We start from the raw sequence: 25,125 nt of genomic DNA, 5'->3' as shown, positions 1-25,125 counted from the left end.
CGCGTGGAGTGGATTTTGAAGGGGGAGGAGTGAGAGCGTGGCGGATATCACTAAATCACGGAGTTCGGCCGGCAGTGGATCGTTTCGGAAGCCTCGCTACGGTCGTTTCTCGGTGAAACGGTGCGGGAGTATGGCACGAAAGTGCCAGAATACGGCACGAAAGTGCAGGAATGCGGGCCAGGTGCGACAGGTTTTCAGCCGTCTTGATACACGGTGCCTGTGTTTTCGAGAGGCTAGCATTTTGCCAGGTGTGTCTGTGCGTGCTGTCTTTGGAAATTTGGGTCCCATCGGCACGGAAAGGACCCGGGAAAAATAATTTTTGACGGCAAAAGCAGAGCGGGTGCGGATCCGGCCGGGAGCCTCGATTTCCGGGCAATGGTATAGGATATGGACCCGCCCGCGATCGTTGAACCTGAAAACCTGGACGTGGACGTGGACCTTTTGAGCGGAGACAAACTCTTGCACGCCCAGCCTTTATCAGGCTACGGGTCGCTTCTTATCGCTTGCGGCGCAGCAGAGCGTCAAGGTCCACGTCCACGTCCAAGTCCAAGTCCAGGTCAGGAAAGTGGCTTAAGTTAGCGCTTAAGGGCAAAAGGCCGGGGGTGAGAGCATGAGCGAACAAAAGCTCTCGCGCGAAGAACAGGAAACCATCATCCGGGGAAATGCGGCCGGCAGCGAGTGGGAAATGGTCACGGCAGACCCCCGCATCATCCGACGAATGGCCCGGCAGGGATACCGGACGGATCAGCGGGAGAATCCTTGGGGCTACGTGTCATTTACGGTTCCATTTGACCGGGTGAAGATTTTGCGGGCGGAAAAGCGTAAACTTAGTGAAAAGCACCGGGAGGCCCTGATCAAGAGTCATTCTGAGCGCAAACGGCCTACAAATAGAATGCCCGGCGAGGATCAAAATCTTCCGGCAATGATCTGATCAGGGGGCGACTTAATCGGAAGAGGCGCGCCCCATGCCCGATCGGCGGATAACCGTTTTCACAGGTTGCGCACCGCGCGACTGCTGCTCTCTCTGCAAAAGCACGGAAAAGCCGTTTCATTTCGAGAATCGGCCTACCGGCCCGAACCTCGCGATTCAGCGCTGGCCGTATTGCGGACTCTGCTGGATGGAAGTCGAGGCCGAACAGAAGCGCGCAGCGGACCCGCATGTCCTGGCGGCCTGGGCCAAGTTCCTGAATTTGATAGAACGCAGAGAAAACCAAGCCGGCTCCCCGGTTGGCCGTTGACTTGATGTTTTCCCCCACCTTGCCAGTGGATCCGGGAAGCCGGCCCGGGCAATCCTATCACGGTTTATAGGAATTTAGATTGTGCAAAATGGCCGATCGCATCCAAGGCCGCGCTTTGGCATACCCGGTCAGAAGTGGGATGGACCGTAGTAGTGGACGCGACCAGGTCCCCTTGGTGACACGGGCCTTAAGAGTGCGCTCGCATCCTTGTAAGTGCATCCGCTACCAAAAATCGAACCTTACGTTCAGATTCCGGATCAGTGGGGCAGTTTTCGATGAGGGCGCGATTTAGCACGAGGCCTATGATCCGATCGGGAAATTCAATTTCCAGTCCGATGTCTAGACCCGAGATGACGGGCCAATGTATCTTGGGGTTGGGCCGCCAGGTCTTCCCGGCTTCCTGCCGAATGATTTCCTCCACCTTCTCACGGACATCTTTTCCGATTAGCATGACGATCCCTCCCCGTTGGGGTTTAGGAAATCGAAAATGCCAAAGCAACGGCCGGGAGCATCCTAGCACGGTTAGGAATGGTAAGGTATGGGCTCTTGGGCGATCGTTCCAGACGCGACTTCCTGAGATTTCTGGCGAGAGTCCAGTGCGCCGCCATCGCACATCCCGTGGCATCTGTTTTTCAATGACGTTGGCTGATGCGGTACAGATCATGCGACATCGTTTCGCCGTAAAATCCCGTTTGTCATCGATCCTGGGCGCTGGGCAGTTGCCGCAGAGGGGCCGAAGTTGACATAAGACCCCATCCCGGAAGCAGGTAATGATCTGTTAGCGTGTTGCCGCAAATTATTGAATGGTCTGCGTCGTTTTTGCAGGCGGTGCGCTGGGGGTTTGAATACCAGTGATCAGGTTGAAGTGTTTCAAGAACGCCACAGTACGCGCAGCTGTACCTTCGAAGCGAAGTTGGCAGTTTTCGAAACGACAATCAGCCCAACCGAAATCTCCCCCACCGTAAATAAGAATGCAGGATTTGTAATGGCAGTTGGAAAAAATCTTCTCATCCATGACGAAGGTTAAACCCGCAGCATGGTTCTAACGGGTGGCTTGATCGCACAAAGGCGCTTGATACGGAAAATCCGACTGCACCGGGTAATCCAGACAGTCCGAGTGTAAAATATCCAAATCCAGAGTTGGCTGGATCACCGTTGTCTTGAGTAACGACACTAGCTGTACTTGCAATGATATTCGAGTGAACATCCAAAGCCGAGAGAGGGTACACTCGATCACGTCAGGCGAATCGGGAACGATGGAACCGGTGCCCGCACCTGTCACAGCGGTAAGGCAGCAGAAACAGCAGTGTTAATACCCAGTCCCACCCGCGCCGGTGCGAACGGCTTATACGTCCGGAATTGCACTTTGGGCAGGATATCATCTCAGGAATCGGGCCGTTCAGGGGGATGGGTGTCATTACGGTTGCTTCAATCTTACCATCATTTCCGATCTGATCGGACGACAGAATTCCCCGCGCACCGCTATCTTGCGTTGCGGTGGAGCCGCTAAGCCCTCATATTCGTTGCAGGTAAACCCCGGCCAGGTTTTCGCGAGCCGAAGAGCAGGATTCCAATCGCTCCTGCCTGCCATTGGCTTCGGCCAGACGATCGCCCTGGCTTTCTGGCTTCTCCAGGGGGAGCAGAGGCAGATTTCGTTGCCGCGGGAATAAGGGAAACACAACGGCAACTGGGACACCCATCGATTTCAATGACCGTTGACACCTACGGCAAATGGCTGCCTGCCGGCAATCGAGAAGCGGTGGATCGCCTTGACGAAGCAGTGCCCCTGGCGGCATTAATCGAGGGCTGAAAATGCGGTTTCAGGAACGAAGTGGTAGCATTGTGGCGGCAATACCCTCAAATCATCCCCGTCTATGCCAAATAAGTTATTGCAAAGAAAGGGTCTGGCGGAGAGGGGGGGATTCGAGTTTTGGCGATTGTGCGAAAATGATTCATTCCTGTTCGTTAAGGTTTAGTACTTATGACATAATCAGTTATCGAATTTTTTCCTGATTGCCGGCTCTTTCCACCGTTGCTCCTTTTGCGCCTCTTCTGCATGATTTTGGTATCACAGGTATCACTGCTTACATCTTCAAAGCCCGGCGAAGACTGCCTGATTGACCATTCGAGACCGGATCCTGGCTATTTGCTGAGCGGTCCTCAGGCATTGACAAGTGTTATCATTTTAGGGTACACATAATCATGGGCCGATGGAAGCGCTTTGGCGTTGTCGTTGTCCGCTACCTGACTGATCACGATCCGCCCCATGTTCATGTTTTTCAGGATGGGAAGCGAATCCTGAAATTTGACATCGAGAGCTGGCTGGTAATGGAAGGGAAAATGACATCCAACGCGCGCAAGGCTCTGGAAGCGCTTCGCAGGGATGGTGAATTATGAGAAATCCGAAGTTCAAAAAAATCAGCCCCAATTACCGGAAGGGTGTGCTGGAGATTACGCTCCAGGAAGGCCGGAAGCTGACTCGTCACATCCTGCCCTTTGCGGTTTTTCCCGGCATCAAGATGGGAACTGGCAACCGATTTACCGAGATCACTATCGAAAAAAATTTAGGAGACCAGGCCGTTTCCTATACGTTGGAGGACGGAACGCACGGAGACTTCCCTGCCGATCTCGTTTTGTACTACTCAGATCCCACGTATCAGTGGTCCCCTATTAACCAGCTCAAGCGGGCGTTGAAGAGCAAGATTGTCGATTCCAACCTTTCTTTCCGGGTTCTCGCCGACGCACTGGACACCTCTTCGTCTCAAATCATACGCCTTCTGGAAGAAAATCGAGCTTCGAAGCAACTCCTGCAGCTTTTCAAGCTCGCCCAGGTAGCTGGCTATGACATTGAGTTTACGCTGAAGAGGAAACCGGCAGCCTGACGACCATTCCGCTATCAAGCCCAAAGGTTTCGCTTCGGCGTCGGCAGCGCATCCGCTTCTGACATTCGGAGCCGTCCCTGTAACTGAAATTGGCTCTGTTGAGGTGACTTCCGCTGGTGTCTCTGTGGCAGTGGGACTGTTATGCTCTTTGAAGAACGCCGCGCACTTCTATCGCCAGTTGGATATATACGATATCGGGATTTCGCTCTTTGACGTAACTAACGTCTGCAAATTCAAGTAAACAAATCACTCCAAAGTCAGGGAGATCGATATTTCATCTTTTCTCTCCGATTTCGATCTTTCTCAGGAAAGCCTACATTCAGAAGGGAGCCGAGTGATTTTGCAATAAGGCAGAAGCCAAGCAGACAGGGCCACAGGAAGGGCGAGCAGAAAAGAAATCATGTTTAATTCAAACCCATCGTAGAAGGTGCGAGCATTCGCTGCTGCTAACAATGAGAAAAACAAAATTGGCAATAGGTAGCGAATTGCAAATGTGCCCAGGCGCTGTCCCAAGGATGGTGACGTGCTCCGCAAAATTGCGCGAAATACCAGGAAATTTGCGGCAATTGTGAACGGCAACTGGGACACCCATCGATTTCAATGACCGTTGACACCTACGGCAAATGGCTGCCTGCCGGCAATCGAGAAGCGGTGGATCGCCTTGACGAAGCAGTGCCCCTAGCGGCATCAATCGAGGGCTGAAAATGCGGTTTCAGGAACGAAGTGGGTGCAATGTGGCGGCAATACCCTCAAATCATCCCCGTCTATGCCAAATAAGTTATTGCAAAGAAAGGGTCTGGCGGAGAGGGGGGGATTCGAACCCCCGGTAAGGTTTCCCCTACACACGCTTTCCAAGCGTGCGCCTTAAACCACTCGGCCACCTCTCCGGATTGGGTGTGACTCTCAGGATCGTCCGAGCAGCGACGCCAGATTGTACGCTGCCCCCCCTGCAACCGCAAGCCCGCAGCGATAGCTGCGGGAGCAAAAAAAGCCAAGGCGGATTTTAATCTTCGGGCGCGACTCCCGGCCGGCTAGCGGGCCCAGGCGTAGGCTTCCACGCGCGGGTCCGCGCCGGCGCTCAGAACGCCGGTCTTGGGATCCAGGATAATTGCCGCATTGGAACCCATCGACCACGCCCCGGCTGCGCGCAGTTTGTGGCCCTTGGCAGTGAGCCCGTTCCGCACGGCTTCGGGAATCCGGGATTCCACCGACATGTTGCCCGGATACATCGTGTGCGGAAAAGGTGAGGCCGGGAAACTCGTCGTCGACCAGCGCGCCGCCTCAATCGCCCTTTGAACGTCCATGCCGAAGTCCACCATATTCAGGAAGGTCTGAATGGTGCGCATGATCTGGTCGTCTCCGCCGGGACTGCCCAGAATCATGAGCGGTTGCCCATCCTTCATCACCAGCGTGCTCTGAAGGGTGCTGCGGGGCCGTTTCCCCGGCTCCAGGGCGTTGGCTTCGCCCGGTACCAACGAATAATAATCACCTCGGCAATTGAAAATGAGTCCCGTCTCGGCCATGACCACGCCGGTCCCGAATGAGCTGTGCAAACTCGGTTCGAAGCTGATCATGTTGTGGTCCCTGTCGACGACGGCGATATAGCTGGTGTCACCCGTGTGATCCGCTTCCCCGCCCAGATTGACCCTCATGGGCCGATCGACCGGAACCGCGTCCTTCATGAACTTCTCCGGATTTCCTGGCCGCAACTCGAGCGATGCCTTGTCCGGATCGATGAGCTTGCGCCGTTCGGCGGCGTATTCTTTGGAAAGCAATCCGGCATAGGGAATCCTGATGAAGTCCATATCGCCAAGGTACTTTTCACGATCTCCCATCGCGAGCTTCACCGCCTCGACGCAGGTGTGCAGGTACTCGATGCTGTTGTGACCCATGGCCTTGAGGTCGTAACCCTCCAGGATGTTCAGGGCGAACAGTTCCGCCGGGCCCTGGCTGGCAGATGCGTTCTTGTACACCTGGTAGCCCCGGTAATCTATGGAAACGGGCTCTTCGACCTTGGCCGAATAGGCGGCGAAGTCCTCATAGCGAAACAAGCCACCGTTTTCCTCGGAGAACTTCCCCATGACCTGAGCGATATCGCCCTTATAGAATTGATCGCGCGCCGCCTTCAACGCCTCGTGGCGCCCTTTTGCGGCATTCTGCTTCTCGGCTTCCACGAGCTTTTTCAGGGTGCGCGCCAGGTCCGGGTTCCTGAAGATGTCGCCCGCCTTTGGAGCAGTGCCGTTCGGGTAGTAGACCTTGACGCTGGAAGGGTACTTGCGGAGCTTCTTCGAGCCTGCGATCGCTCCGGCCAGCGCATTGCCGATCGGGAATCCGTTTTCCGCCATGTCGATGGCCTGTTCCAGGACCTGCGCGAAACTCATCGTTCCCCAGCGATCGAGCAGAATGTACCAGGCGTCGACCACACCGGGGACCGTGCCCGACAGCAGCCCGTCGTTTACGGGCAGCTTGCCACCATTGTTTTGCTTGTACCAATCAATCGTGGCCAGTTTCGGGGCGGTGCCCTCCGCGTTGATCGAAATCACTTTTCGGGTCCGGGAATCGTAGATCAGGACTACCGCATCGCTCCCCACGCCATTGAGCGCTGCGTCGGCCACAGCAAGCGCGGCCTGGCCGGCCACGGCCGCATCGAAGCCGTTGCCGCCGGCTTCCAGAATTCGTACCGCGGCCCGCGTAGCCTCGGCTTTCATCGAGGACACGGCGTACTGGCGCCCTCGAATCACTGGCCGCATCGTGCGCACGCTTTCCTGTTCTCCCTGGGCCAGGCCTGGGATCACGACCAGAAAGCAGAGAATGAGAGTCACGCCGATCGCTGTTGGTATTGTTTTGCGCATAATATTCTTTCCAGTGTGAGGGTCCCTATTGAACCGCCAAACCAATCCGGTTGCGCCACTTTAACGCTTTCTGACGAACAGCGCGAAGCGTGGTTGCCCCGCGATCGTTCGGAGGCAGGAGCGGACGTCACTCGGCCGGGTAATGCCTGCCATCATGGTATTGAAGGGCTATGCGATGCCCATCTTCTGCTGAATCTTCTCCAATGAGATGCCCTTGGTTTCAGGCATGACGAGGATCACCCAGATGAGTTGACCCACGCAGCAGATGGCGTAAAAAGCAAAGGTGTGCCCGCCCGACTGAGCGGCGATTATCGGGAACGTCCACGAAATCAGCGCCGCCATGACCCAGTGCACAAAGCTGCCCAACGCCTGGCCCCGGGCGCGGACACGATTGGGGAAAACCTCGCCGATGAACACCCAGATCACAGCGCCCTGGCCGAACGCATGCGAGGCGATGAAGACAATCAAACTGATCAGCAGCAGCTTGGCGGCAGTCCCGGTGTAAAAGGAATAGGCCGCTGCGCTCAGGCTTACGATGTAACCGACCGAGCCGACCAGCATCAATTTCCTGCGCCCAAAGTGATCGATGACCGTCATCGCGGCGATTGTGAAGATCAGGTTGGTGAAGCCGATCACCACCGATTGCAGCAGAGCGTCCGTCTTGTCGTAGCCGGCCATCTTGAATATGTGGGACGTGTAGTAGATCAGGGCATTGATCCCGGAGAGCTGGTTGAATGCCGCGATAGCCACGGCCAGCATGATCGGCCTGAGATACTTCGCCTGGTAAAACGGTTCTGCCAGCGTGTAATGCTTCAGGTCGAGCGAGGCCTTGATGTCCTTGATCTCTTCTTCCACGTTGCCGGTGTCGGTGCCGCACTTCAACAGAACGGTCCGGGCCTCATCTTCCCGCCCCTTGGCCAGCAGCCAGCGGGGGCTCTGCGGCGTCCCGAAAAGCAGCAGGAAAAATGCCGCCGCCGGCACGGCCATCACGCCGAACATCCAGCGGCACTCGTTTGCGCCCAGATGCAGAGTGCCGATGACATAGTTGGACAGATAGGCCAGCAGGATGCCGAGCACGATGTTGAACTGAGTAATGGCCACCAGGCGCCCGCGGTATTGCGCAGGTGAAATTTCGGCGATGTAGAGCGGCGAGACCACCGAAGCGCCTCCCACGGCCAGACCGCCGATGAATCGGAAGGCCAGGAACATCCCCCAGCCCCACGCCATGCCGCATCCGAGAGCGGAAACGAAAAACAAAGAGGCCAGGATGAAAAGAACTTCACGTCGTCCGAAGGCGTCCGCCGGCTTGCCCACCGAGATCGAGCCGATGATCGTCCCGATCAACGCGCTGGCCACGGTGAAACCGAGCATGAAGTTGCTCAGGCCAAATACGGTTCTGAGCCAGTCGGTGGTGCCGGAGATGACGGCCGTGTCGAAGCCAAAAAGCAGGCCGCCCAGAGCGGCCACGATCGCGCTGCGTATCAAGGTCCCACTCAGTCTCATCGTTGCTGCCTTTCATTTGTCGTCGGCGGGGTTACCCTTTGGTGGCGTTCTTCCTAGTGCGCCTTGTGCTGAGGGATGGAGAATACCACCAATTTTAATGGGTTTTGCCGGAATTTTGGCGGCGAAAAAACGCAGGGAGAGAACCGCCGGGACACCAGGAAGCTGTGGAATAATTGCTCCCGGCAACAAGGAGTCAGAAGTCAGGAGAAAGGCGCGCATTCAACTGCCTCATGGAAATCCATGGTACCATCTCAGCATTTCCGGGCATATCCATCACGCAAGAGAGGAATGCGCATGGCCAAGAGGACGACGATGAAGCAGATGACGATCGGGATTGACGTCGGTGGCACCAAGATCGCGGGCGGCCTTGTGACCGCAACAGGGCGCCTGATCAGGTCTCTTGTGGTGCCGACACTGGCTGAAAAAGGTTTGAAGACCAGCCTGGGGCAGGTGTTCTGTTTGATTGATCTGCTGGTCAGGCAGGCAGGCGGAAAGCCTGGCCTCCGGGGGATCGGGATCTGCGCTCCCGGCCCGCTGAATCCCAAGACCGGAGTCGTGCTCACACCTCCCAATCTCCCGGGATGGCGCAAGGTTCCGCTGGCCCGGTTGGTGCAGGAACGGTTTGGCTTGCCGGTCGTGGTGGAGAATGACGCCAATGCTGCCGGTCTGGCCGAGGTGCTGATCGGGGCCGCCGTTGGTTGCCGGGATGTGTTCTATGTAACCGTCAGCACCGGCATCGGGACGGGTGTCATCATAGACAGGAAGATCTATCACGGCAAAAACGGCGTTGCCGGCGAAGGCGGGCACGTCCCGATTGACTACCGCAGCCCCTACCTCTGCGGCTGCGGCACACGCGGCTGCATTGAAGCGCTGGCTTCCGGTCCCGGGATGGCGCGCCGCGCCCGGGTCCTGCTCGAGCAGGAGCCGGGCACGCCGAGCCTGCTGCGCACTCTGACCAAAGGAGACCTGAGCAGGATCACTCCCGAAATGATTGCCGATGCCGCCCGGCGCAAGGATGGCATTGCCGGGTCGATCCTCGACGAGACGGGGTTTTTCCTGGGTGTCTGGTTGGGGGGGATGGTGTCACTGCTGGACCCCGAAGCAGTCGTGATCGGAGGCGGAGTTGCACAGATCGGGAAACCGTTGTTTGACAAGATTCGCGAGACGGTCCCGCACTACACCATCAATCGCAATTTTGTTCCCACGCTTCCGATCCTGCCCGCAAAACTGCGGAAGAACGTCGGCATATTCGGGGCCGCGAGCCTCTTCCTTCCTCTGGCGTGAAAATGGAGGGGACAGCCCACGCCTTCGACGGAACCAGTGAGCTGCCCCCTTTTCCAGCGTTGCCGGCGGGTACCGGGTCGTGCCGGCAGATTGCCTTCAGCCGAGGATCGCCCAAAACCCCATTTTCAGGAGGACCCAGATAAGCCAGAGGACCACGATGGGCGTCGCTGCCTTCCCCGGCGTGAGCTTCTTCTCCGACATGGCCGCAAATCCGATCGCCAAAAGAATGATCGTCCACAGGGAGAAAAGGTCGATCGAGGAAAACAGGCTGTTCATCGCCGGGTGTACATTAGCGTCCACGAGCATGCCGAGATTGCTCACCACGTTGTAAGCAGGGATGATCTCGAGATCGGCGGGATTTTTCACAAATATAAAAAGCACACTCAGCAACGTCACCACAATCGCGGGAGGGCCCATTCCCCAGATGGCCGCGGTGAACGCTTTCCGGAAAGTAATCCCCGCCCCCGTCATCAGGAAGACGAGCAGGAAAATCGCGGCCAGCACAAGATACGTGATATACATCGCCAGTGGAGTAGTTACGATTGGGGAATACTTCGCAAAGAAGGAACGCGGCTGCGACGCCTGCTTCACGGCCTGCTCCTCGAGCTGCGCCAATTGTTCCGGACCCATGAACTTCTTCATTATGGGCTTGCTCATCGCGAGGCTTTTGACCGCCATGTCGGCCGGGTCCATACGATACTGCAGCAAGTAAGTAACGCCGATCGTGACGATGCAGATCAAAAGGAACATGCCGAACCAGGATCGCTTCCGGCTGATGTCCGCGAACGTCTTGGTCGGTTCAAAAAAAATGCCCGTCAGCCTCTGAAAGAAATTCATCTGTGGAGCTTCTTCAACGGATCCCGCTGCGGTTTCTTCCATATGTCTTCTTCTCCTCATTTGGGGTTGATGAATATTCTTACGATGAAACCGGCCTCCAGGTATACAGGAATTTGAGGACGAGCTGCGAATTCCGCCGATTGCTCCCGCTAGGATCTCCGTTCCTATCGGCTCGGCGGGGAAGCCACCCTCGCCACCATCCATTGACTTGCAGCGGCAAAGCCGCAGCCGGCCACAGCCACGAAACACAAGGTGCGGAATGTGCGCAACCTAAAGCTTCAACGCAGAGGTCGCAGAGCCCGCAGAGGATTTTTGCTTCCGCATACCTTTTCTCCGCGACCTCTGCGGCCTCTGCGTTGATATCTTGCTTTTCTGGCCCAAATAGCAAGGATCTGCAGGTAAGTATTCCCGAGATGTTTCTGTGTGTTTCAGGGCCTGAAAATCCTGCCGGCTCAAGCGGGCCTGTGGCAGAATGGATGGGTGAGCGAAACCGTCCAAATCGAATTGATGCCGCAAGGCACGCGCGTCGAAGTGGCGCGCGGGTCCGCTATTGCGGACGTCCTGGCAGCCTATGGCGTCGAGTTTCCCTGCGGAGGCTCGGACCTGTGCGGTGGGTGCAGGGTGCGCGTCATCGCAGGCACGCTGCTGGCGCGGATCGAGGATAAGTGCGTCTTCAGCGAGCAGGAGCTGGCGCAGGGCTGGCGGCTGGCTTGTCGCGCCCATGCCGAAACGCCGCTGAAGCTCGAGGTCGGACAGTGGACCACCCCGGTTCTAGCCGACTCGACGCGGCTCGAGGGCGGCGGCCGCACCGGCCTCGGCATTGCGATTGACCTCGGCACGACCACGATCGTGGCGCAGATTCTTGACCTGGCCTCCGGCGAAGTGCTTGCGGTTGCCACCGGGCTGAATCCGCAGTGCGCCCACGGCGCCGATGTGATGAGCCGCGTGCTGTTCTCCCTGTCGGATCCGGGCCTGACGCCTCTGATCCGGCAAGCGATCGGCGGCATGGTAGCTGAGATTGTCCTGGATCGTGGTGCGGAGGTCAGGGAGGTCGTGCTGGTCGGAAACACGGTGATGCACCACCTGTTTGCCGGCATCGATGTCGAACCGCTCTCGCACGCGCCCTTTGTACCCAAGGATGCCGGCGAGCAGCACTTTGCGCCGGAACAACTCGGGTGGGCCCTGCCGCCCTCGTGCCGGGTCCGGTTCCTCCCGTGCCTGGGAGGATTCGTCGGTTCCGATATCCTGGCAGGAATCGTCGCGGTTGATTTGCCGGCCGGTGATCGCCTGCGCGTGCTCATCGATCTCGGCACCAACGGCGAGATCGTTCTGGGAAACCGCAGCCGGATGCTCTGCGCTTCGACCGCCGCCGGACCCGCATTCGAAGCCGGTTCGATCCGGATGGGAATGCGCGCCGCGAGCGGCGCCATCTCCCATGTGTTTGTCCGCGAGGACGCGCTCGAGTGCCACGTGATCGGCAATGCTCCGCCGCGCGGCGTCTGCGGCAGCGGACTCGTCGATGCGGTCGCGGCGGGGCTCGACCTGGGTGCGATCCTGCCCGGCGGGGGCCTTGCCAATGGGGCGCGCGAGTTTCCCGTCGCCGGACCGGTGGTGCTGGCCCAAACCGATATCCGCGAACTGCAGCTGGCGAAAGCTGCCCTCGCGTCGGGCCTGCGCCTGCTGCTCCGGCGCTGGGGAGCGACCCACGACGACATCGAAGTCGTTCACCTCGCCGGGGCCTTCGGCAACTATGTCCGCATCGAGAGCGCCGTCCGCATCGGACTGCTCGAGACCGCACCGTGCAGGATTAATGCCGCGGGCAATACCGCTCTGCGCGGCGCGAAAATGATGCTGCTTTCACCCACGCCGCGTCCCCCTGTTCATGTCGAGCACATCCCGCTCGCCTCCGAGCCGCGGTTCCAGGATGAATTCATCGCATGCCTCCAATTTCCCTCCGTCTAATGGTTCGGCGACAGGCCCCTGACCTGAATGATTCATGAAGCAGAAGCGCACGCCCGTGACAAGCAACAGAATTGGACGCGGATAAACGCGGGCAAGCAGGACCAGCGCGAAGCGCCGGCGCCTGCGGCGCGGCAAAAGCTCCTGCACGCCGACCAAGAGCGAACGGTCAGCGTCGGTCGGCGTTTTTCCGCGTCCAAAACTGCATTTTGGTCGCACATTCACGAATAATCCGGGTTTACGGAATTTCCTTGCCTCTGTATATCAAAAGGTATACAGTACCAAACATGACTGCCTTTCCGATGCCGGTGATCCTGGTGGATTGGGGTTCAGAAGAGCCGGTTTATGCCCAGATCGCGCGCCAGATCCGCGCGCGCATCGCTTCCGGTGAATTGCCGGCGGGCACCGTGCTCCCCTCGGTGCGCTCGATCGCATCCGATCTCGGGGTCAACCTCAACACGGTGGCGCGCGCGTATCGTATTCTCGAAGACGAGCGCTTCGTGGTGATTCGTGACCGCGCGGGCGCAAGGGTCGCGTCCCCCGCCCGGGATGCCGACGGGGCTGTCATCGAAGGATTGAACGAAGAGCTCGGCGTCGTGCTTGCGCGCATGCGACAGGCGGGGTTGAGCACTTCCGAGTTGCGCCGGCGCATCGAGCGTGAACTCTCTGATCTCGACGCGCGTGGAGGAAAGTAATCAGGGGGGTGAGCTTGGCTACGAGTGTATTCATCTTCATGCTTTTGGTGGAGACCGCGGTGATCGGCGGGCTGTTCCTCCTTTATCCGCGCATATCACGGCGTGGGCTGCTTTTCGGCGTCTACGTGGGCGAGGAGTGCTGGGACGGCACAGAGGCGAGGCGGATCATGAGAGGCTGGCAGATCGGCATCGCCCTCTGGTCCGTCGCGAGCCTCGGCATCGCGGTGGCCCTTTTCCTGCGATTTCATAAGCCGTTGGTGGCGTCCGTAGCGCCGTTGTTGCTCACCGGCGGTTACCTCCTGCTATTCCTGCGGACATATTTCCGTGCGCGCGCGCTGGCTGCACCGGGATCACCGCCGCCCGCGGTGGCGGTGTTGGATGTGCGGCAAGGGTCGTTATGGCCGGCGATCCTCGTTCTGGTGATCGGCATCATGGGCGGCATCGTCGCCATGAGCTATGCCGCGATGCACTACGCCGATCTGCCGGTGCGTATCCCGACGCACTTCGGGCCGAGCGGCGCACCCGACGCATGGCGGCCGAAAACACTCTGGACGGTGATGCTGCTACCGCTCTTGACTCTGGTTCTGGGGATCGGCATGGGCGGGATCGTAATTCTGACCGCCAGGGCCAAGCGCGCGGTCCGCTTTCCCCAGACACAGATCTCCATCGAAGCTCAAACCCGCTTCCGCCAGGCGATTACATGGTTTCTGGGCTGCATGTCTGTCGTCGTAACCGCTATGCTGACGCTGATGTCGGTCAGTTCAATTCGCGTCGGATTGGGCCTTGCTGCCAGGCTATCCCCCGTCGGGATGGCGCTTGCCATCGGCCTGGTGGCCTTCGCACTCGGCGGCACGCTTTATCTTGCCTTGCGCTATGGCCAGGGCGGAGCCCGTCTGGAGCGCGGCGCCGGCAACGCGCCGCTCACGGACGGGCTCGCGGACAACCGGCATTGGGTGCTCGGCTCGTTTTATGTCAACCGGAACGATCCCTCGATCTTTGTCGAGCGCCGTTTCGGCTTTGGCTACACGATCAATTTCGGCAACCCGAAGGCGGTGTTTCTTCTCCTGCTGTTCCTCGGCGCGCTGGTGGCGATCGCTGTGATGGCAAGGCTGAAAGGATAGGCACGATTCACGAACAGCAATTTCGCAATACTTACCTGCAAATCCCTGCCATTCAGGCAAGAAAAGCAAAAGATCCACGCAGAGGTCGCGGAGGTCGCGGAGAAAAATCAGGCAGAAGCGAAAGGCCTCTGCTCCCTCTGCGTTGAGGCTTTGGGTTGCGGATATTCCGCACCGGGCTTTTCGTGGCAGCTTTTGGCAGCGCCTACGCCGCGCTGCGATCATCTGCCGTTCCATCGGCAATCAGCAGTATTTTGAGAGAGCCCTTTGCGGCGGCGAGGGCGAACCCGCGCTGAGCTTCGGCCAGGGGGACCCGGGCGGAGATCATCTCGGACACACGGACTTTGCCATCACGCAGCAGACGCAGCGCCGGCTCGAACCGGCCGCAGCGCGAGCCGACCAGAGTGATCTCGTTCACGATCAGGCGGGCGGAGTCGATGGGCACAAGACCATGGACGGTCGACTTCATCACGACCGTGGCGCGGGGGCGGGCCAGCTGTATTGCCTGGTGCAGGCCCGCAGTGGAACCGGTGGCCTCGACCACCCAGTCGTAGATCGCGCGCGGCCGTTTTGGTGAATACCCCGTCCGGATGCTTGAGACGCCGGCGATGCGCAATCTCTCCCTGTGATGCCCGTACAAATGCACCTCGGCTCCATGCCGATGGAGTACCTGCGCCACCAGGAGCCCGAGCTTGCCGTCCCCGAGGACTGCTGTGGGAGCACCCTGCGGTATGCGCACCTGATCCAGAATCTCACAGGCGGCCGCCAGCGGTTCCGTGAAGACGGCGCGCTCCGCAGGCATCGATTGCGGCACAATATGGAGGTTGCACTCCGGCAGGACGAAGTACTCGGCGAACGCGCCGGGCTGCCGCACGATCCCAAGCACCCTGTGCCCGGGGCAATGCCGGCCGAGTCCGCGGAGGCACCACGCACATTTGCCGCAGGCGAGATTGATCTCTCCCACCACGCGCCGGCCCAGCAGGCGGGATTCATCGGCAGCGACAACCTCGCCGACAAATTCGTGACCGGGCGTGCCGCGGAAGCCGTAGTAGCCCCGCTGGAGTTCCAGATCGGTGTTGCAGATGCCGGCGCATACCAGACGGACCAATGCGAACCCGTCCGGCCGGTGCGGGCGCGGCCTGTGCCGGATGGATACCCGGCCATTTTCCAGGTGGACCGCGATCATACTTCCTTTTCAAGTGACGGATGATGGACGAAATACGCGTCACGCCTCATTGAGATCGTCCCCATCCCAACAGTAGCGCGCACAGCAGAGCCAGTGGGGCCATGGCAGCTGCGGTCGCGACCAGGCCGGCGATCGGGATCAGCAGGAGGCTGCCTGCCAGCGAGCCCAGGCAGCCGCCGATCAGGTCGGCCGCATAAATCGGTGCCACCACTGCTCTCTGGTCGCGGACGCCTTCCAGGCTTGCATAGGCAAAGGCGGCGGCAACCAAAAAACCTGTGATCAGCAGCAAACCGGTGATTTCTGCGAGACCGTCAATCAAGCCGAAGCGGATCCCAGCGCTCATTACCAGGCTGAACAAGGCGAATCCCCCAACCAGGAGGAAACCATACCAGAGCGGCGTCTTGCGGCTGCCGCTGAAGACCCGGTTGTTGGTCACGAACGCGCCCAGGGCGAGGCCGGCCATGAAACTCATGAGCAAGACGCCGATGTCCTGAAACAGGATACCGCTCTTGACCTGGTAATGCAGCACGAGCAGGGTTTCGAGAATCATCCCCACAAAAGCCGCAACACCAACGAGCAGCGTCCGGCGCAAGGAAGCGCGCCGGCGGCTGATGAGGAACAAAGCCGGTGCTGCCGCTGCCAGGACCCATACGACCGGTTGACGAAATAGGCTTGAGGACATGAGGGACGAAATATCCAAGGCGGCCAGGCCCGGGTAGAACTTGGACAGCCAGATCATGAGGGTGTACTGGTAGCAAATCGGACGCACATCGGTGTTGAGCGGGGCCACTTCCGTTTCGAGCGTGCGCGCGATCCGCGTGAACCTGTCGTTGGTGTAGACGTAGCGGATATAGGGCACGGAGACCAGTCTGGCGGATATGCCGCGTGCTTGCAGGCGCGCCGCGATGAGCGCAGGGTCGCTGGTAAGGGGTTGCCTCGAAGCTGCGAACACGTTGGTCCCACCCGGCAGAACCTGAACCCGGGGCAAAGCCGCCTTCAACGACCGATAGATGCTCACCGCCCGCCCGGTCTGTTGCGGCGTCCAGAGGTTTTCGGCCGATCTCAGCCGGAACGCGACGATCCCGTCCGGATTGAGGTGTGCGGCGCACTGGTTGAAAAACTCGAGTGTGTAAAACCGGTTCGACTGGCCGGACGCGGGCTCCGGCATGCCTATCAGGATGAGATCGTACCGGCCCGAATTCTCCAGGAACCGCCGCGCGTCGGCGACCGAGACATGGACCGGGGCTGCGTGCAATGCCTCCTGAAAATCCCTGGGCAGATTGGGCACCACCAGCGTCAGCAACATGGCATTCAACTCAACATAATCCACCTGCGCCGGCGCATGCTTGAGGATCTCCTTGACGTTGCCTTCGATGCCGCCGCCCAGGATCAGCACGCGCGCCGGGTGCGGATGAAGCAGCGCCGCCATGTGAACGAATTCTTCGGCATCGGTGCCTTCGGTTTCGAATGAAAGGGCGTCGTTCTCATAGACGGCGATCTGACCCCCCTGCCGGGTCACAGTAATGCGGCAGTAAGGGGTGTCCCGGCTGGCCAGCAGTTGCGGGTGGGCCCAGGATGTCGTCGCAAGATCGATCGGCCCGGCACGCCAGAGCAGCGCAAACAGCAGCACGGATGTGCACCCGGCAGCCCCGCGCAGCCACCAGTTCTTCCCGGCGCGGACGGCCAAAGCCCCGAACAGTGAGAAGAGTGAGCAGAGGATGGCGATGGTCAGGTTCTGCAGCCCGAACCTGAGGAACAGAGTTGCACACAGCCCGCCGGCCAATCCGCCTGTGCTTTCGACGGCGTAGGCCGCGGCAAGAGTGCGCACGCGGGCAATGTGCAATTTGGCTGCCCACTGAAAAATCAATCCCGAAAGGAACCCGATCGGCAGCAGCGCTGCCGACATCGCCAGAATCTGGTCGGTAAAGGACAGGTAGGCGCCGGGTACCCCGGAAAAAAGTGTCCTGATGGCGCGGATGAACACCACATCCGCGGGCAACAGGAGCGAGAACAAGAAGAAAAGACCGCGTACCCAGGCGCGCGACGGATTGAGGTTTCCCCTGCCGATCACCGCCCCAAGCGCGGTCCAGACGAGCCAGACGCCAAGCGCAAGGGCATAGATCAGATCGATGCCGTAAAAGGCGACATTCAGTTCCCGGAGCAGCACTGCCTGCCCGAGAATGGAGACAAGCCCGATGATGAAGAGATAGGTCATGAACTCAATAAAAGCCGGGCGAAGCTGATTTCACTTGAACTGGCTTTCGCTGAAGACGTCGGCCTGGAAGACCCTGAACTGCGCGCCGCTCTTCCAGCCGTCCCTGGGCAATCCTGCTTTGATGCAGAGATTGTCGAGCATCTCCGCCAGGCCCCAACCTTGTTCTGTCGCCACCTGAGGCAGGAAAACAGCGGAGCGGCCATCCTTCTGGATCACCACGCCATCCCGTCCCACTACGATGTCCGTGGGCTTTGCGACGGGCTTCATGGGCGTCATCACCGAGATCTCGATTTCAAGGCCGGCAAGCTCCTTGAGCGTGACAGGAGAAAAGCGGGTGTCATTCACGCCTGCCTCGACGGCCATGAAACCCGTAGTCAGGCCGAGAGGATAATCTCCGACGAGGTGCCCGATGCAGCCGCGCAGCTCGCCATGATCTTTGAGAGTGACGAAGACGCCTTGAGGAAACTGCAGCCTGGGCGCCAGTTTTCGGGACAGCGGGACGGTATCGGTGGCGAGATAACGCTGCAGGCTTTGGCGAGCGAATTTCAGCAGCGTTTTTTTGTCGGCGGCTTGCAGCGCGCCCGAGGGCGGGGACTCGGCGGGGCGGCTCAGGGCTTTGACGTCCGGAGCCCCGGCGCCAGTGGTGAAGACGACCGATCCATATCCCACCACGCGGGACCGGTCCTGGATCGTCGCATCGCTGCTGTTCGCATAGCTCACAACCACGCCGTGCGTAGCGCCCAGGGCTTTCGCAGCGGTCATGGCGGCAAGGATCGGAGCCTCGCCGCAGGCGCAGGTGTCCAGGCTGCGGATATTGCGCGCCATCAATGACTGCACTTTTGCGCTGAACTGCACGGGATCCATCTGGGCGATCGCTTCCAGCGTCTGCCGGTCCACGTTTGCCGCGTCCTCATATCCGGGAAAATGCGAAAGGTCGGAGCTGGCGACGATCAGGACGCGTTTGTCCTTGACCACCTTGGCCAGTGCCTTGCCGAATCGCGCACACATGGAGGGATCCGGCATGCCGATCATCACAGGCACGATTTTGGCCGAGGGAAACAGGGTCTGGACAAAAGGAACCTGAACCTCGATCGAGTGTTCCTTCGCCTGGGCTCCGATATTTGCCGAGCAATCGGTGTCCTCCGCCAGCAGCGCGTTTGCGATCGTCGTGTCGATCTGCGCATCTCCCAGCGGTGTCCGGTAGGCGCCGCTCGGGTACACGGAAATGCCGGTCAACTCGAGGCTCGCTTGATTGGCACCGTGGTTGGTGCCGAGAATCACCACCGTTTCATAGTTCTGTCCCTTCACCTGGCGATAACCATCGGCGATGATTTGACCCGCGAAGATGTACCCGGCATGCGGAACGACGAGGGCTACCGGCTTTTCGATTGTGGCAGGCAGAGCGTCCTCGAGAAATTGCTGCACGGCGAGCTTCAGATGGGCCGGATCGGAAGGGTAGAACTGGCCGGCCACGGCTGCGGGACGCACATTGGCCGCCGTCTGCTCTCCGACGCCCGTGGGAATGCAGCAGGCGAGCAGCAGAGGGAGCAGAAGAAATTGCATTTGGATGGATTTCATGGCTGTGGTCTTTCGTTAGACTGATGCGAACTGCAATTCAAACTATAACTCCTGTCGCCCGGTGCGGAGCGGCGCGCAGCAAGCTGCGGCTTTTCAAAGCATATCAGGACCAGACTCCGGCGATCGCATTGCCGCAGAATTTGCAGTGCCCATCCTTGAGATTCATCTCGAGAATAAAAAAGCCCGTCCTCTTGATCACGATCTTGCCGCAGGCAGGGCAGTAAGTGTGGTCGCCCGGATGGTCCGGAACGTTGCCGACGTAGGGATAGTGGATTCCTTTGCCGAGCGCGATCTCACGGGCGCGCTCCAGAGTCCTGATCGGGGTCGGGGGCAGGTTCAGAAGCTGGTAGTCGGGATGAAAAGCCGTGAAATGAACGGGGACATCCGGACCGAGCTCACCCACGACCCAGTCCACCAGTGCGCGCAGCATCTTGTCCGAATCATTCAAAGTAGGGACAACCAGGTTGACGATTTCGATATGAACGCGGCTCTTGGCGATCTGCTTGATACTGCGCAGCACAGGGCTCAATTCCGCACTGCAGACATTGCGATAAAACGACTCGTCGAAGCCTTTAAGGTCGATCTTGATCGCGTCGAGGACTTGGCACATCTCCACCAGGGGCTCGGGATTCATGAATCCGCAGCTGATCATGACGCAGCGCCGCTTCTGCTTCCGGGCCGCCTTCGCGATGTCCACCAGGTACTCCATAAACACCGTCGGCTCGTTGTAGGTGAAAGCGATGACCGGGATTCCGCGCGCAACCGTCGTATTCACGATGTCTGCCGCACCGATGATCGGTGTGGAGTAATCCTCGGGGCTCGCCTGCGAAAGCTGCCAATTCTGGCAGAACTTGCATCGCAGCGGGCATCCTGAGGTGGCCAGCGAGAACGCCTGTGATCCGGGCAGGAAATGGTAGAACGGCTTCTTCTCGATCGGGTCGACCTGTGTCGCCATGGGCCGGCCATAGACGAGGCTGCGCAACTCCCCCTTCACGTTCATCCGGGCACGGCACTTGCCTCTGCCGCCGGCGGGGATGGCACAGGTTTGCGCGCATAGGAGACATTTTACGGTGGGGTCTTTGTCCTTGGCATGATGCTGGCGGTCAGAGAGGTTGTCTTTGGGATTGTGGCACTTCAGGCAGTCGATGCCGGCGGTCGCGGCCGAGATCCAATAGCGCGCCTTGGGGGCGGTGCTCGCGAGATCCTCGCTGCGGCCAAGGGCAAAGTCCGGGCCGGCACCGAACACGAGCGATCGCCAGGAGCTGGCCGGCCATGCAAGGCCGGCACCTGCAAGCGGTCCCAATTTTGCAGCGGCAATCAACAACTGGCGACGGGAGATCATAGCGTCGTCCCCCGGCGACTAACATAGTCCGATTCCGTCGCGGATGTCAATTGCAGCAGTCTCCCGTGTGCCGGGACGCATCCGTGTGCCTGAAAATCACCTCGGCCGCAAAAGAAATGCTCAGCGTAGGGCAGCGATTAGGTTAAAGTAGATCGCTCACACTGGACCAGGAGGTTCGAAGCGCGCGTGAACTTATTGCAACGTCTAAGTCAGTATTTACTCCTGTGGGGAATTCCCGGCCTGTTCGGCATCGCCTTCTTCGATTCGGCTGCGGTGCCATTGGTGGGGGGGCCCGATGCGCTCGTGCTGCTGCTTGCCTGGCGGCGTCCCATGCAGATCCTGCCGATTATCCTGGCTGCAGCAATTGGCTCGACGCTCGGCTACCTGGTCCTCTACAGGGTTGCGCGCGCTGGTGGGGAAATGGCGCTGGCCCGCTTCAGCGCTGAACGAAGAGCGTGGGTGAAGCAGAAGCTTGATCAAAATGCCTTTGCGGCTGTAGCGGCGGGTGTTGCCGTGCCGCCTCCCTTCCCGACCAAACTCGTCATTCTGGCTGCGGGTGCCTTCCGAGTGAGCCCTACGAAATTCGCAAACGGGGTTCTCACGGGGCGATTGCTGCGTTACTCGGTGCTGGCATTTCTGGGTGCCCGTTTCGGGGACCAGGCCGCCGTGGTGTTAAGGGACCATTATCCCGTTTTTGCGCTGGCGCTGGCTGCCGCCCTGGTTCTGTATCTGCTCCTGCGTCGTTTTGGAAGCCAGGTAAAGGCAACTCCCGACAAGTAGACGGTGCGCCGGTTTCATCGCGGCGCGCGGAATCCTTCCAGGGTCCACTGATCCCGTGTCTCGTCATGGCGGAGGACGTAAAGGTTGCCGTCATCGGCGTGCACACGGAAATAGAGGGCGCCGGGGGAGTACCATTGATCTTCAATCTCCCGGACCTCGTAAGTCCGCGCGCCGAGCACGAATCTGACCGGGCGCTGATCGCCTCGGTACCCCGCGTAGCATTCCACTCGAATCGTGCCCATAGAGAGTCTCTCTGCAAGTGTCAAACCACGATCGCCTTCAGGATCGCGCCCGAATGGCGAGCGCTGCATGACGATCGGAGAACTCCTCACGCGCCTTTTCTTCAACGGCTGCGGCGGAGCCGGCGCGTCAATGCCAGCTTGAGCTGGGTGTAATTGACGGCGATGTACATGAGCAGGAGTCCTGCGATCAGCAAGCCGACCGGCCAGAGCGCATGGTTCTTGAACATGTCGTACTGCAGGCGCACGATGCCGATCGCCAGAAACAGCAGCCCCGTGGCGAAGAAGTTCTTCATCTGTTTGGGAATGCTGCCGAAGACAAAAAGCCCTGCAGCCAGCGGCAGCAGAACCTCGAAGAATCTCGCCTCCAGCCGCATACCGGGATCGCCGTCCTGCCAGACGCCATAGGCACTAAGCCCCAGGAACAGCAGCGACGTCAACACATGGCCCGGGATCACAAAACGGTATACCTTGGCCACCGACCGCAGTTGCGCCGAACCGAAGTGCTCGCTGAAGCTCTGGAGCGAAAGATAAATAAGGGCATTGCTAATGAACAGGTACTCGATCTGCCCTCGCGTTTTCGGCACAACTTTTCCCAACCAGTCGGTTAAATGAGTGTCCTGTGCGGCTTCGCCCGAGAGGGCCGCGAATGTGAAAAGAACTGCGATCGGATAAAAGTAACGGGAGTCGTCCGGGTGACTTCGTCGTTCGATGATGACCGCCAGGGTGAAGAACAGGAGAGCGACTGGGATCAGCCGCAGATAGAATTTGCTCGGATCGTCTCTGAACCAATCAAGCGCTCCCTGCCGCAGCAGTGTGATCAGCGGAAGCAGGGCTCCCATCACCGCAAAAACAAGTGAGAAGACGGATGCCCTGGTGAACCGGCGCAACCAAAGATAGGCGGGAAGTGAGAGACAGACGGCCCACCACAGTTGGGCGTTGGTCGGTCGCTGGGTCAAAGAAAACTGAGCGATGAGCTCCAGCGTTTTCTTGCCGTGCGAGAATCCTGTCCACAGATCCCACCTGTTCATCGCAATCAGCATGGTTACCGGCAAGAGAAAACAGAAGGCCAGCAAATAGGCGACGGCGACGCGGAACTGCCCTTGTTTCCAGCACCGAATCCCGATCCATGCGGTCGGGGCGGCAGCGGCTGCGGCGAGGAGCACGGCGGAAGTGTCCGACAGATGGTCGTAGCGAAACAGGACCACCAGCATCGCTCCTACAACCAGGATCCAGGCACCCAGGTAAAGCGTGACCTGGGAGAGGGAAAGGCGGCGCACCTCCAGAATCCAGGCGTCCTCGCGGTCGACCAGGCGGTCGTAGAGCTTGCGAAACGTGTCAAACTCGTAAAGCGAGAGGATGTGGTCCTGCTTCCAGCCTTCCAGGTCGCGCAGGTGCTGTTCGATCTTACCGGCCATGATCCGGGTGTACGAAGTGGGGCTGGCCAGGACCGGCTCGCGGGCGAGATAACGCGCCAGGTCGTCGGCCATCTCGCGCGCCGTCTGGTAACGGTCGCCCGGATTTTTCTCCATTGCTTTCAAGCACACGTTCTGGAGCTCGCCGGGGAGATTTGCGTTGATGCGCCGCGGCAGGACGGGGTCCTGCTCGCAGATCATACGCACCTGATCGGTCAGGCTTTGGGCTCGAAACGGCAGCATGCCTGTGAGCAGCTGATAGAGAATGATACCCAGCGAAAAGATGTCGCTGCGCGCATCGAGCGACTGGTTGGCGCATGCCTGTTCGGGCGAAAAGTAATCCGGTGTTCCCATGATCTCGCCTGCCAGAGTCAGCCTCCGGCTGTCATCCGACTGCTGGGCCAGGCCGAAATCGAGCACCTTGGGCTCGAGATCCGGGCCGACCAGAATGTTGCCCGGCTTCAAATCGCGGTGAACGACCTGGTGCTGATGCAGAAACTCGACGGCGGCCACGACCTTGTGCATCAGCTCGACTTTCTGTTCGAGGGTCAGGGCGCGTGCGGCTTCGGTGAGTGAGGCTCCCTCGACATATTCCATGACGAAATGCGGGATCTCATCCGGCTGTCCCAGGTTGTAGATGTGGACGATGTTGGGATGGCTCAGCCGGGCCATGGCCCTGGCCTCCTGCATGAAGCGCGTGCGCACGAGCGAGTTGTTCAGGTAGCGGGTATTGAGGACCTTGATTGCGACCGTCCGGCCCAGAGCCTCATCCTGGCCGAGCAGCACGCGCCCCATGCCGCCGGAGCCGATTTCACTCAGGATCTTGTGTCCCGACAGCTTCTCGGGCAATGCTGCGCCGTCCGCGCTCCCCGGTCTGGGCGCTTCCAGGAGCCCTTCCAGCCGGTCGAGAGTATCGATTTCATTGCGCAGTGCCGCGAGGTCGGGGTGGAGGCGGCAGTAGGAGTCGGCATCGATGGCCTCGCCACGCGCCCGACGATCGAGGAAATCCGCGACGGCATTGGCCAGCAACTGCTCCTGGTCCGGGTCAGAATGCGAGGCACCACCCCCGGAGCCGGGCGGAGGTCCGGATGGCGGGTCGGTCATGGCTCTTCCTGTAGCTGGTGAACCTGCCGGAAGCGCTTAAGGGCTCTATGCAACAACAAGGCAATGGCTTCCCGCGATTTTCCCATGCGCTCCGCCACTTCCCGGGTGGACATACCCTCGAGCCTGGTAAGCAGAATGACTTCGCGATAGTCATCCGGAAGTTCATCGAGTTCACGCAGCAGGGCGCGCAGGTTCTCGTCCTGGGCCAGGAGACGACTCGGGGTCTTGGAGTCGACGGGCTCCAGTCCTCCCGGAGCGCCTTCCGATCGCAGAGGGAGCATCTCGGCCGCATGCCGTTTCTGCCGGCCGTGGTAGCGGGCAGTGTCTGCGATCACGTGATCCATGATGCGCGACGTCCAGCGCAGGAAGCTGCCGGGGGCGCGATAGGTGAATTGGTCGAGCTGCACGTAGGCCTTGAGCAGCGTTTCCTGGAGGATGTCGTCGATTTCCACAAGCCCGCGCAATTGCGGGCCCAGGCGATAGTGGGCCAACACGGCAAGCCGTCGCCGATGCCGGTCAAACAACATTGAGAGTGCTTCCCGATCACCGTTTTTGATACGATCGATCAGGTTGAAGCTCGACGTCGGTTGATCCATACTCATGCCCGAGATCGATTCCAATACTCTGGAATCGAGCTTATCAGTCTTACTGGGCGGCAACAAGAGTTCTTTGGCTGCGGAAACATAAAATGCAATCTTGACGCTTGAAAAACGCTCTTACATAGTGCAACAAGGTCTAACCCGTTCAGAAGTTGCAGCTGTTTCCATGTATCGGTTTGAGGCGGAGTCGGGTTTTGAGATTGACGATTGAACGAAAGGGCTCGCCCGTGCTGGATTTCGGCATCGGTCTGCAACTCTCGTGGAAGGCTCGAAATCAATCACAGCAACGGGTCAGAAGG

At 59.4% G+C, this 25,125-nt stretch carries 20 protein-coding genes and 1 tRNA gene; 8 read left to right on the top strand and 13 right to left on the bottom strand.

Going from position 1 to position 25,125, the window contains the following annotated elements; translation table 11 throughout:
• The first annotated feature begins 610 nt into the window (after nt 1-610).
• Nucleotides 611-931 (top strand): hypothetical protein, encoded by a 321-nt coding sequence (locus tag LAP85_14710; GenBank protein ID MBZ5497651.1) that lies wholly within the window; start codon nt 611-613, stop codon nt 929-931.
• Nucleotides 932-2,034: 1,103 nt separating this feature from the next.
• Here the strand turns inward: LAP85_14710 and LAP85_14705 are convergent.
• Nucleotides 2,035-2,253, bottom strand: coding sequence for a hypothetical protein (locus LAP85_14705; GenBank protein MBZ5497650.1), 219 nt, complete (start codon nt 2,251-2,253; stop codon nt 2,035-2,037).
• Between the two features lie 1,187 nt (nt 2,254-3,440).
• Between LAP85_14705 and LAP85_14700 the strand changes: the two genes are divergently transcribed.
• Nucleotides 3,441-3,635, top strand: coding sequence for a DUF4160 domain-containing protein (locus LAP85_14700; GenBank protein ID MBZ5497649.1), 195 nt, complete (start codon nt 3,441-3,443; stop codon nt 3,633-3,635).
• On the top strand, nt 3,632-4,120 hold the full coding sequence (locus LAP85_14695) for a hypothetical protein (protein MBZ5497648.1): 489 nt from the start codon (nt 3,632-3,634) through the stop codon (nt 4,118-4,120). Before LAP85_14700 ends, LAP85_14695 begins: the two co-directional genes overlap by 4 nt.
• Nucleotides 4,121-4,917: 797 nt before the next feature.
• Here the strand turns inward: LAP85_14695 and LAP85_14690 are convergent.
• From LAP85_14690 to LAP85_14675, 4 genes are all read right to left on the bottom strand, one after another.
• A tRNA-Ser gene (locus tag LAP85_14690) sits at nt 4,918-5,007 on the bottom strand.
• A gap of 144 nt (nt 5,008-5,151) precedes the next feature.
• Nucleotides 5,152-6,972: a gamma-glutamyltransferase gene (gene ggt / locus LAP85_14685; protein MBZ5497647.1), complete on the bottom strand. Its 1,821-nt coding sequence runs from the start codon at nt 6,970-6,972 to the stop codon at nt 5,152-5,154.
• Between the two features lie 168 nt (nt 6,973-7,140).
• On the bottom strand, nt 7,141-8,475 hold the full coding sequence (locus tag LAP85_14680) for a sugar porter family MFS transporter (protein ID MBZ5497646.1): 1,335 nt from the start codon (nt 8,473-8,475) through the stop codon (nt 7,141-7,143).
• Nucleotides 8,476-8,487: 12 nt separating this feature from the next.
• Nucleotides 8,488-8,694, bottom strand: coding sequence for a hypothetical protein (locus LAP85_14675; protein ID MBZ5497645.1), 207 nt, complete (start codon nt 8,692-8,694; stop codon nt 8,488-8,490).
• Nucleotides 8,695-8,769: 75 nt separating this feature from the next.
• Between LAP85_14675 and LAP85_14670 the strand changes: the two genes are divergently transcribed.
• Nucleotides 8,770-9,759 (top strand): ROK family protein, encoded by a 990-nt coding sequence (locus LAP85_14670; protein MBZ5497644.1) that lies wholly within the window; start codon nt 8,770-8,772, stop codon nt 9,757-9,759.
• Nucleotides 9,760-9,855: 96 nt separating this feature from the next.
• Here LAP85_14670 and LAP85_14665 read toward each other — a convergent pair whose 3' ends face one another.
• Nucleotides 9,856-10,638, bottom strand: a complete 783-nt coding sequence (locus LAP85_14665; GenBank protein ID MBZ5497643.1) for a YIP1 family protein — start codon at nt 10,636-10,638, stop codon at nt 9,856-9,858.
• A gap of 438 nt (nt 10,639-11,076) precedes the next feature.
• Between LAP85_14665 and LAP85_14660 the strand changes: the two genes are divergently transcribed.
• The 3 genes from LAP85_14660 (at nt 11,077) to LAP85_14650 (ending at nt 14,371) form a co-directional block, all read left to right on the top strand.
• A complete protein-coding gene (locus LAP85_14660; GenBank protein ID MBZ5497642.1) occupies nt 11,077-12,558 on the top strand; it encodes an ASKHA domain-containing protein in 1,482 nt (493 codons plus the stop codon).
• 284 nt (nt 12,559-12,842) lie between these two features.
• A complete protein-coding gene (locus LAP85_14655; GenBank protein MBZ5497641.1) occupies nt 12,843-13,250 on the top strand; it encodes a GntR family transcriptional regulator in 408 nt (135 codons plus the stop codon).
• A gap of 14 nt (nt 13,251-13,264) precedes the next feature.
• Nucleotides 13,265-14,371: a DUF5808 domain-containing protein gene (locus LAP85_14650; GenBank protein ID MBZ5497640.1), complete on the top strand. Its 1,107-nt coding sequence runs from the start codon at nt 13,265-13,267 to the stop codon at nt 14,369-14,371.
• Nucleotides 14,372-14,573: 202 nt separating this feature from the next.
• On the opposite strand, the gene LAP85_14645 is transcribed toward LAP85_14650, so the two are convergent.
• The 4 genes from LAP85_14645 to amrS all read right to left on the bottom strand — a co-directional run bounded on the left by LAP85_14645 (nt 14,574) and on the right by amrS (nt 20,689).
• Nucleotides 14,574-15,554 carry an alcohol dehydrogenase catalytic domain-containing protein gene (locus LAP85_14645; protein MBZ5497639.1) on the bottom strand — a complete coding sequence of 327 codons (981 nt, stop codon included), beginning with the start codon at nt 15,552-15,554 and terminating at the stop codon, nt 14,574-14,576.
• 46 nt (nt 15,555-15,600) lie between these two features.
• On the bottom strand, nt 15,601-17,769 hold the full coding sequence (locus tag LAP85_14640) for a hypothetical protein (GenBank protein MBZ5497638.1): 2,169 nt from the start codon (nt 17,767-17,769) through the stop codon (nt 15,601-15,603).
• A 30-nt stretch (nt 17,770-17,799) separates the two neighbouring features.
• Nucleotides 17,800-19,347 (bottom strand): AmmeMemoRadiSam system protein B, encoded by a 1,548-nt coding sequence (amrB, locus tag LAP85_14635; protein ID MBZ5497637.1) that lies wholly within the window; start codon nt 19,345-19,347, stop codon nt 17,800-17,802.
• 103 nt (nt 19,348-19,450) lie between these two features.
• Nucleotides 19,451-20,689, bottom strand: coding sequence for an AmmeMemoRadiSam system radical SAM enzyme (gene amrS / locus LAP85_14630; protein ID MBZ5497636.1), 1,239 nt, complete (start codon nt 20,687-20,689; stop codon nt 19,451-19,453).
• A gap of 186 nt (nt 20,690-20,875) precedes the next feature.
• Here amrS and LAP85_14625 point away from each other — a divergent pair, with 186 nt between their 5' ends.
• On the top strand, nt 20,876-21,469 hold the full coding sequence (locus tag LAP85_14625) for a VTT domain-containing protein (GenBank protein ID MBZ5497635.1): 594 nt from the start codon (nt 20,876-20,878) through the stop codon (nt 21,467-21,469).
• A 14-nt stretch (nt 21,470-21,483) separates the two neighbouring features.
• Here LAP85_14625 and LAP85_14620 read toward each other — a convergent pair whose 3' ends face one another.
• The 3 genes from LAP85_14620 to LAP85_14610 all read right to left on the bottom strand — a co-directional run bounded on the left by LAP85_14620 (nt 21,484) and on the right by LAP85_14610 (nt 24,829).
• Nucleotides 21,484-21,711, bottom strand: a complete 228-nt coding sequence (locus tag LAP85_14620) for a hypothetical protein (protein MBZ5497634.1) — start codon at nt 21,709-21,711, stop codon at nt 21,484-21,486.
• A gap of 101 nt (nt 21,712-21,812) precedes the next feature.
• Nucleotides 21,813-24,227: a serine/threonine protein kinase gene (locus LAP85_14615; protein MBZ5497633.1), complete on the bottom strand. Its 2,415-nt coding sequence runs from the start codon at nt 24,225-24,227 to the stop codon at nt 21,813-21,815.
• Nucleotides 24,224-24,829 (bottom strand): sigma-70 family RNA polymerase sigma factor, encoded by a 606-nt coding sequence (locus tag LAP85_14610; GenBank protein MBZ5497632.1) that lies wholly within the window; start codon nt 24,827-24,829, stop codon nt 24,224-24,226. The genes LAP85_14615 and LAP85_14610 overlap by 4 nt, the downstream gene beginning before the upstream one ends.
• Nucleotides 24,830-25,125 lie beyond the last annotated feature (296 nt).

Source organism: Terriglobia bacterium (assembly GCA_020072565.1).
GTDB lineage: Bacteria > Acidobacteriota > UBA6911 > UBA6911 > UBA6911 > JAFNAG01.
The sequence above is the reverse complement of the archived record's forward strand: the minus strand, read 5'-3'. Positions and strand labels throughout refer to the sequence as shown.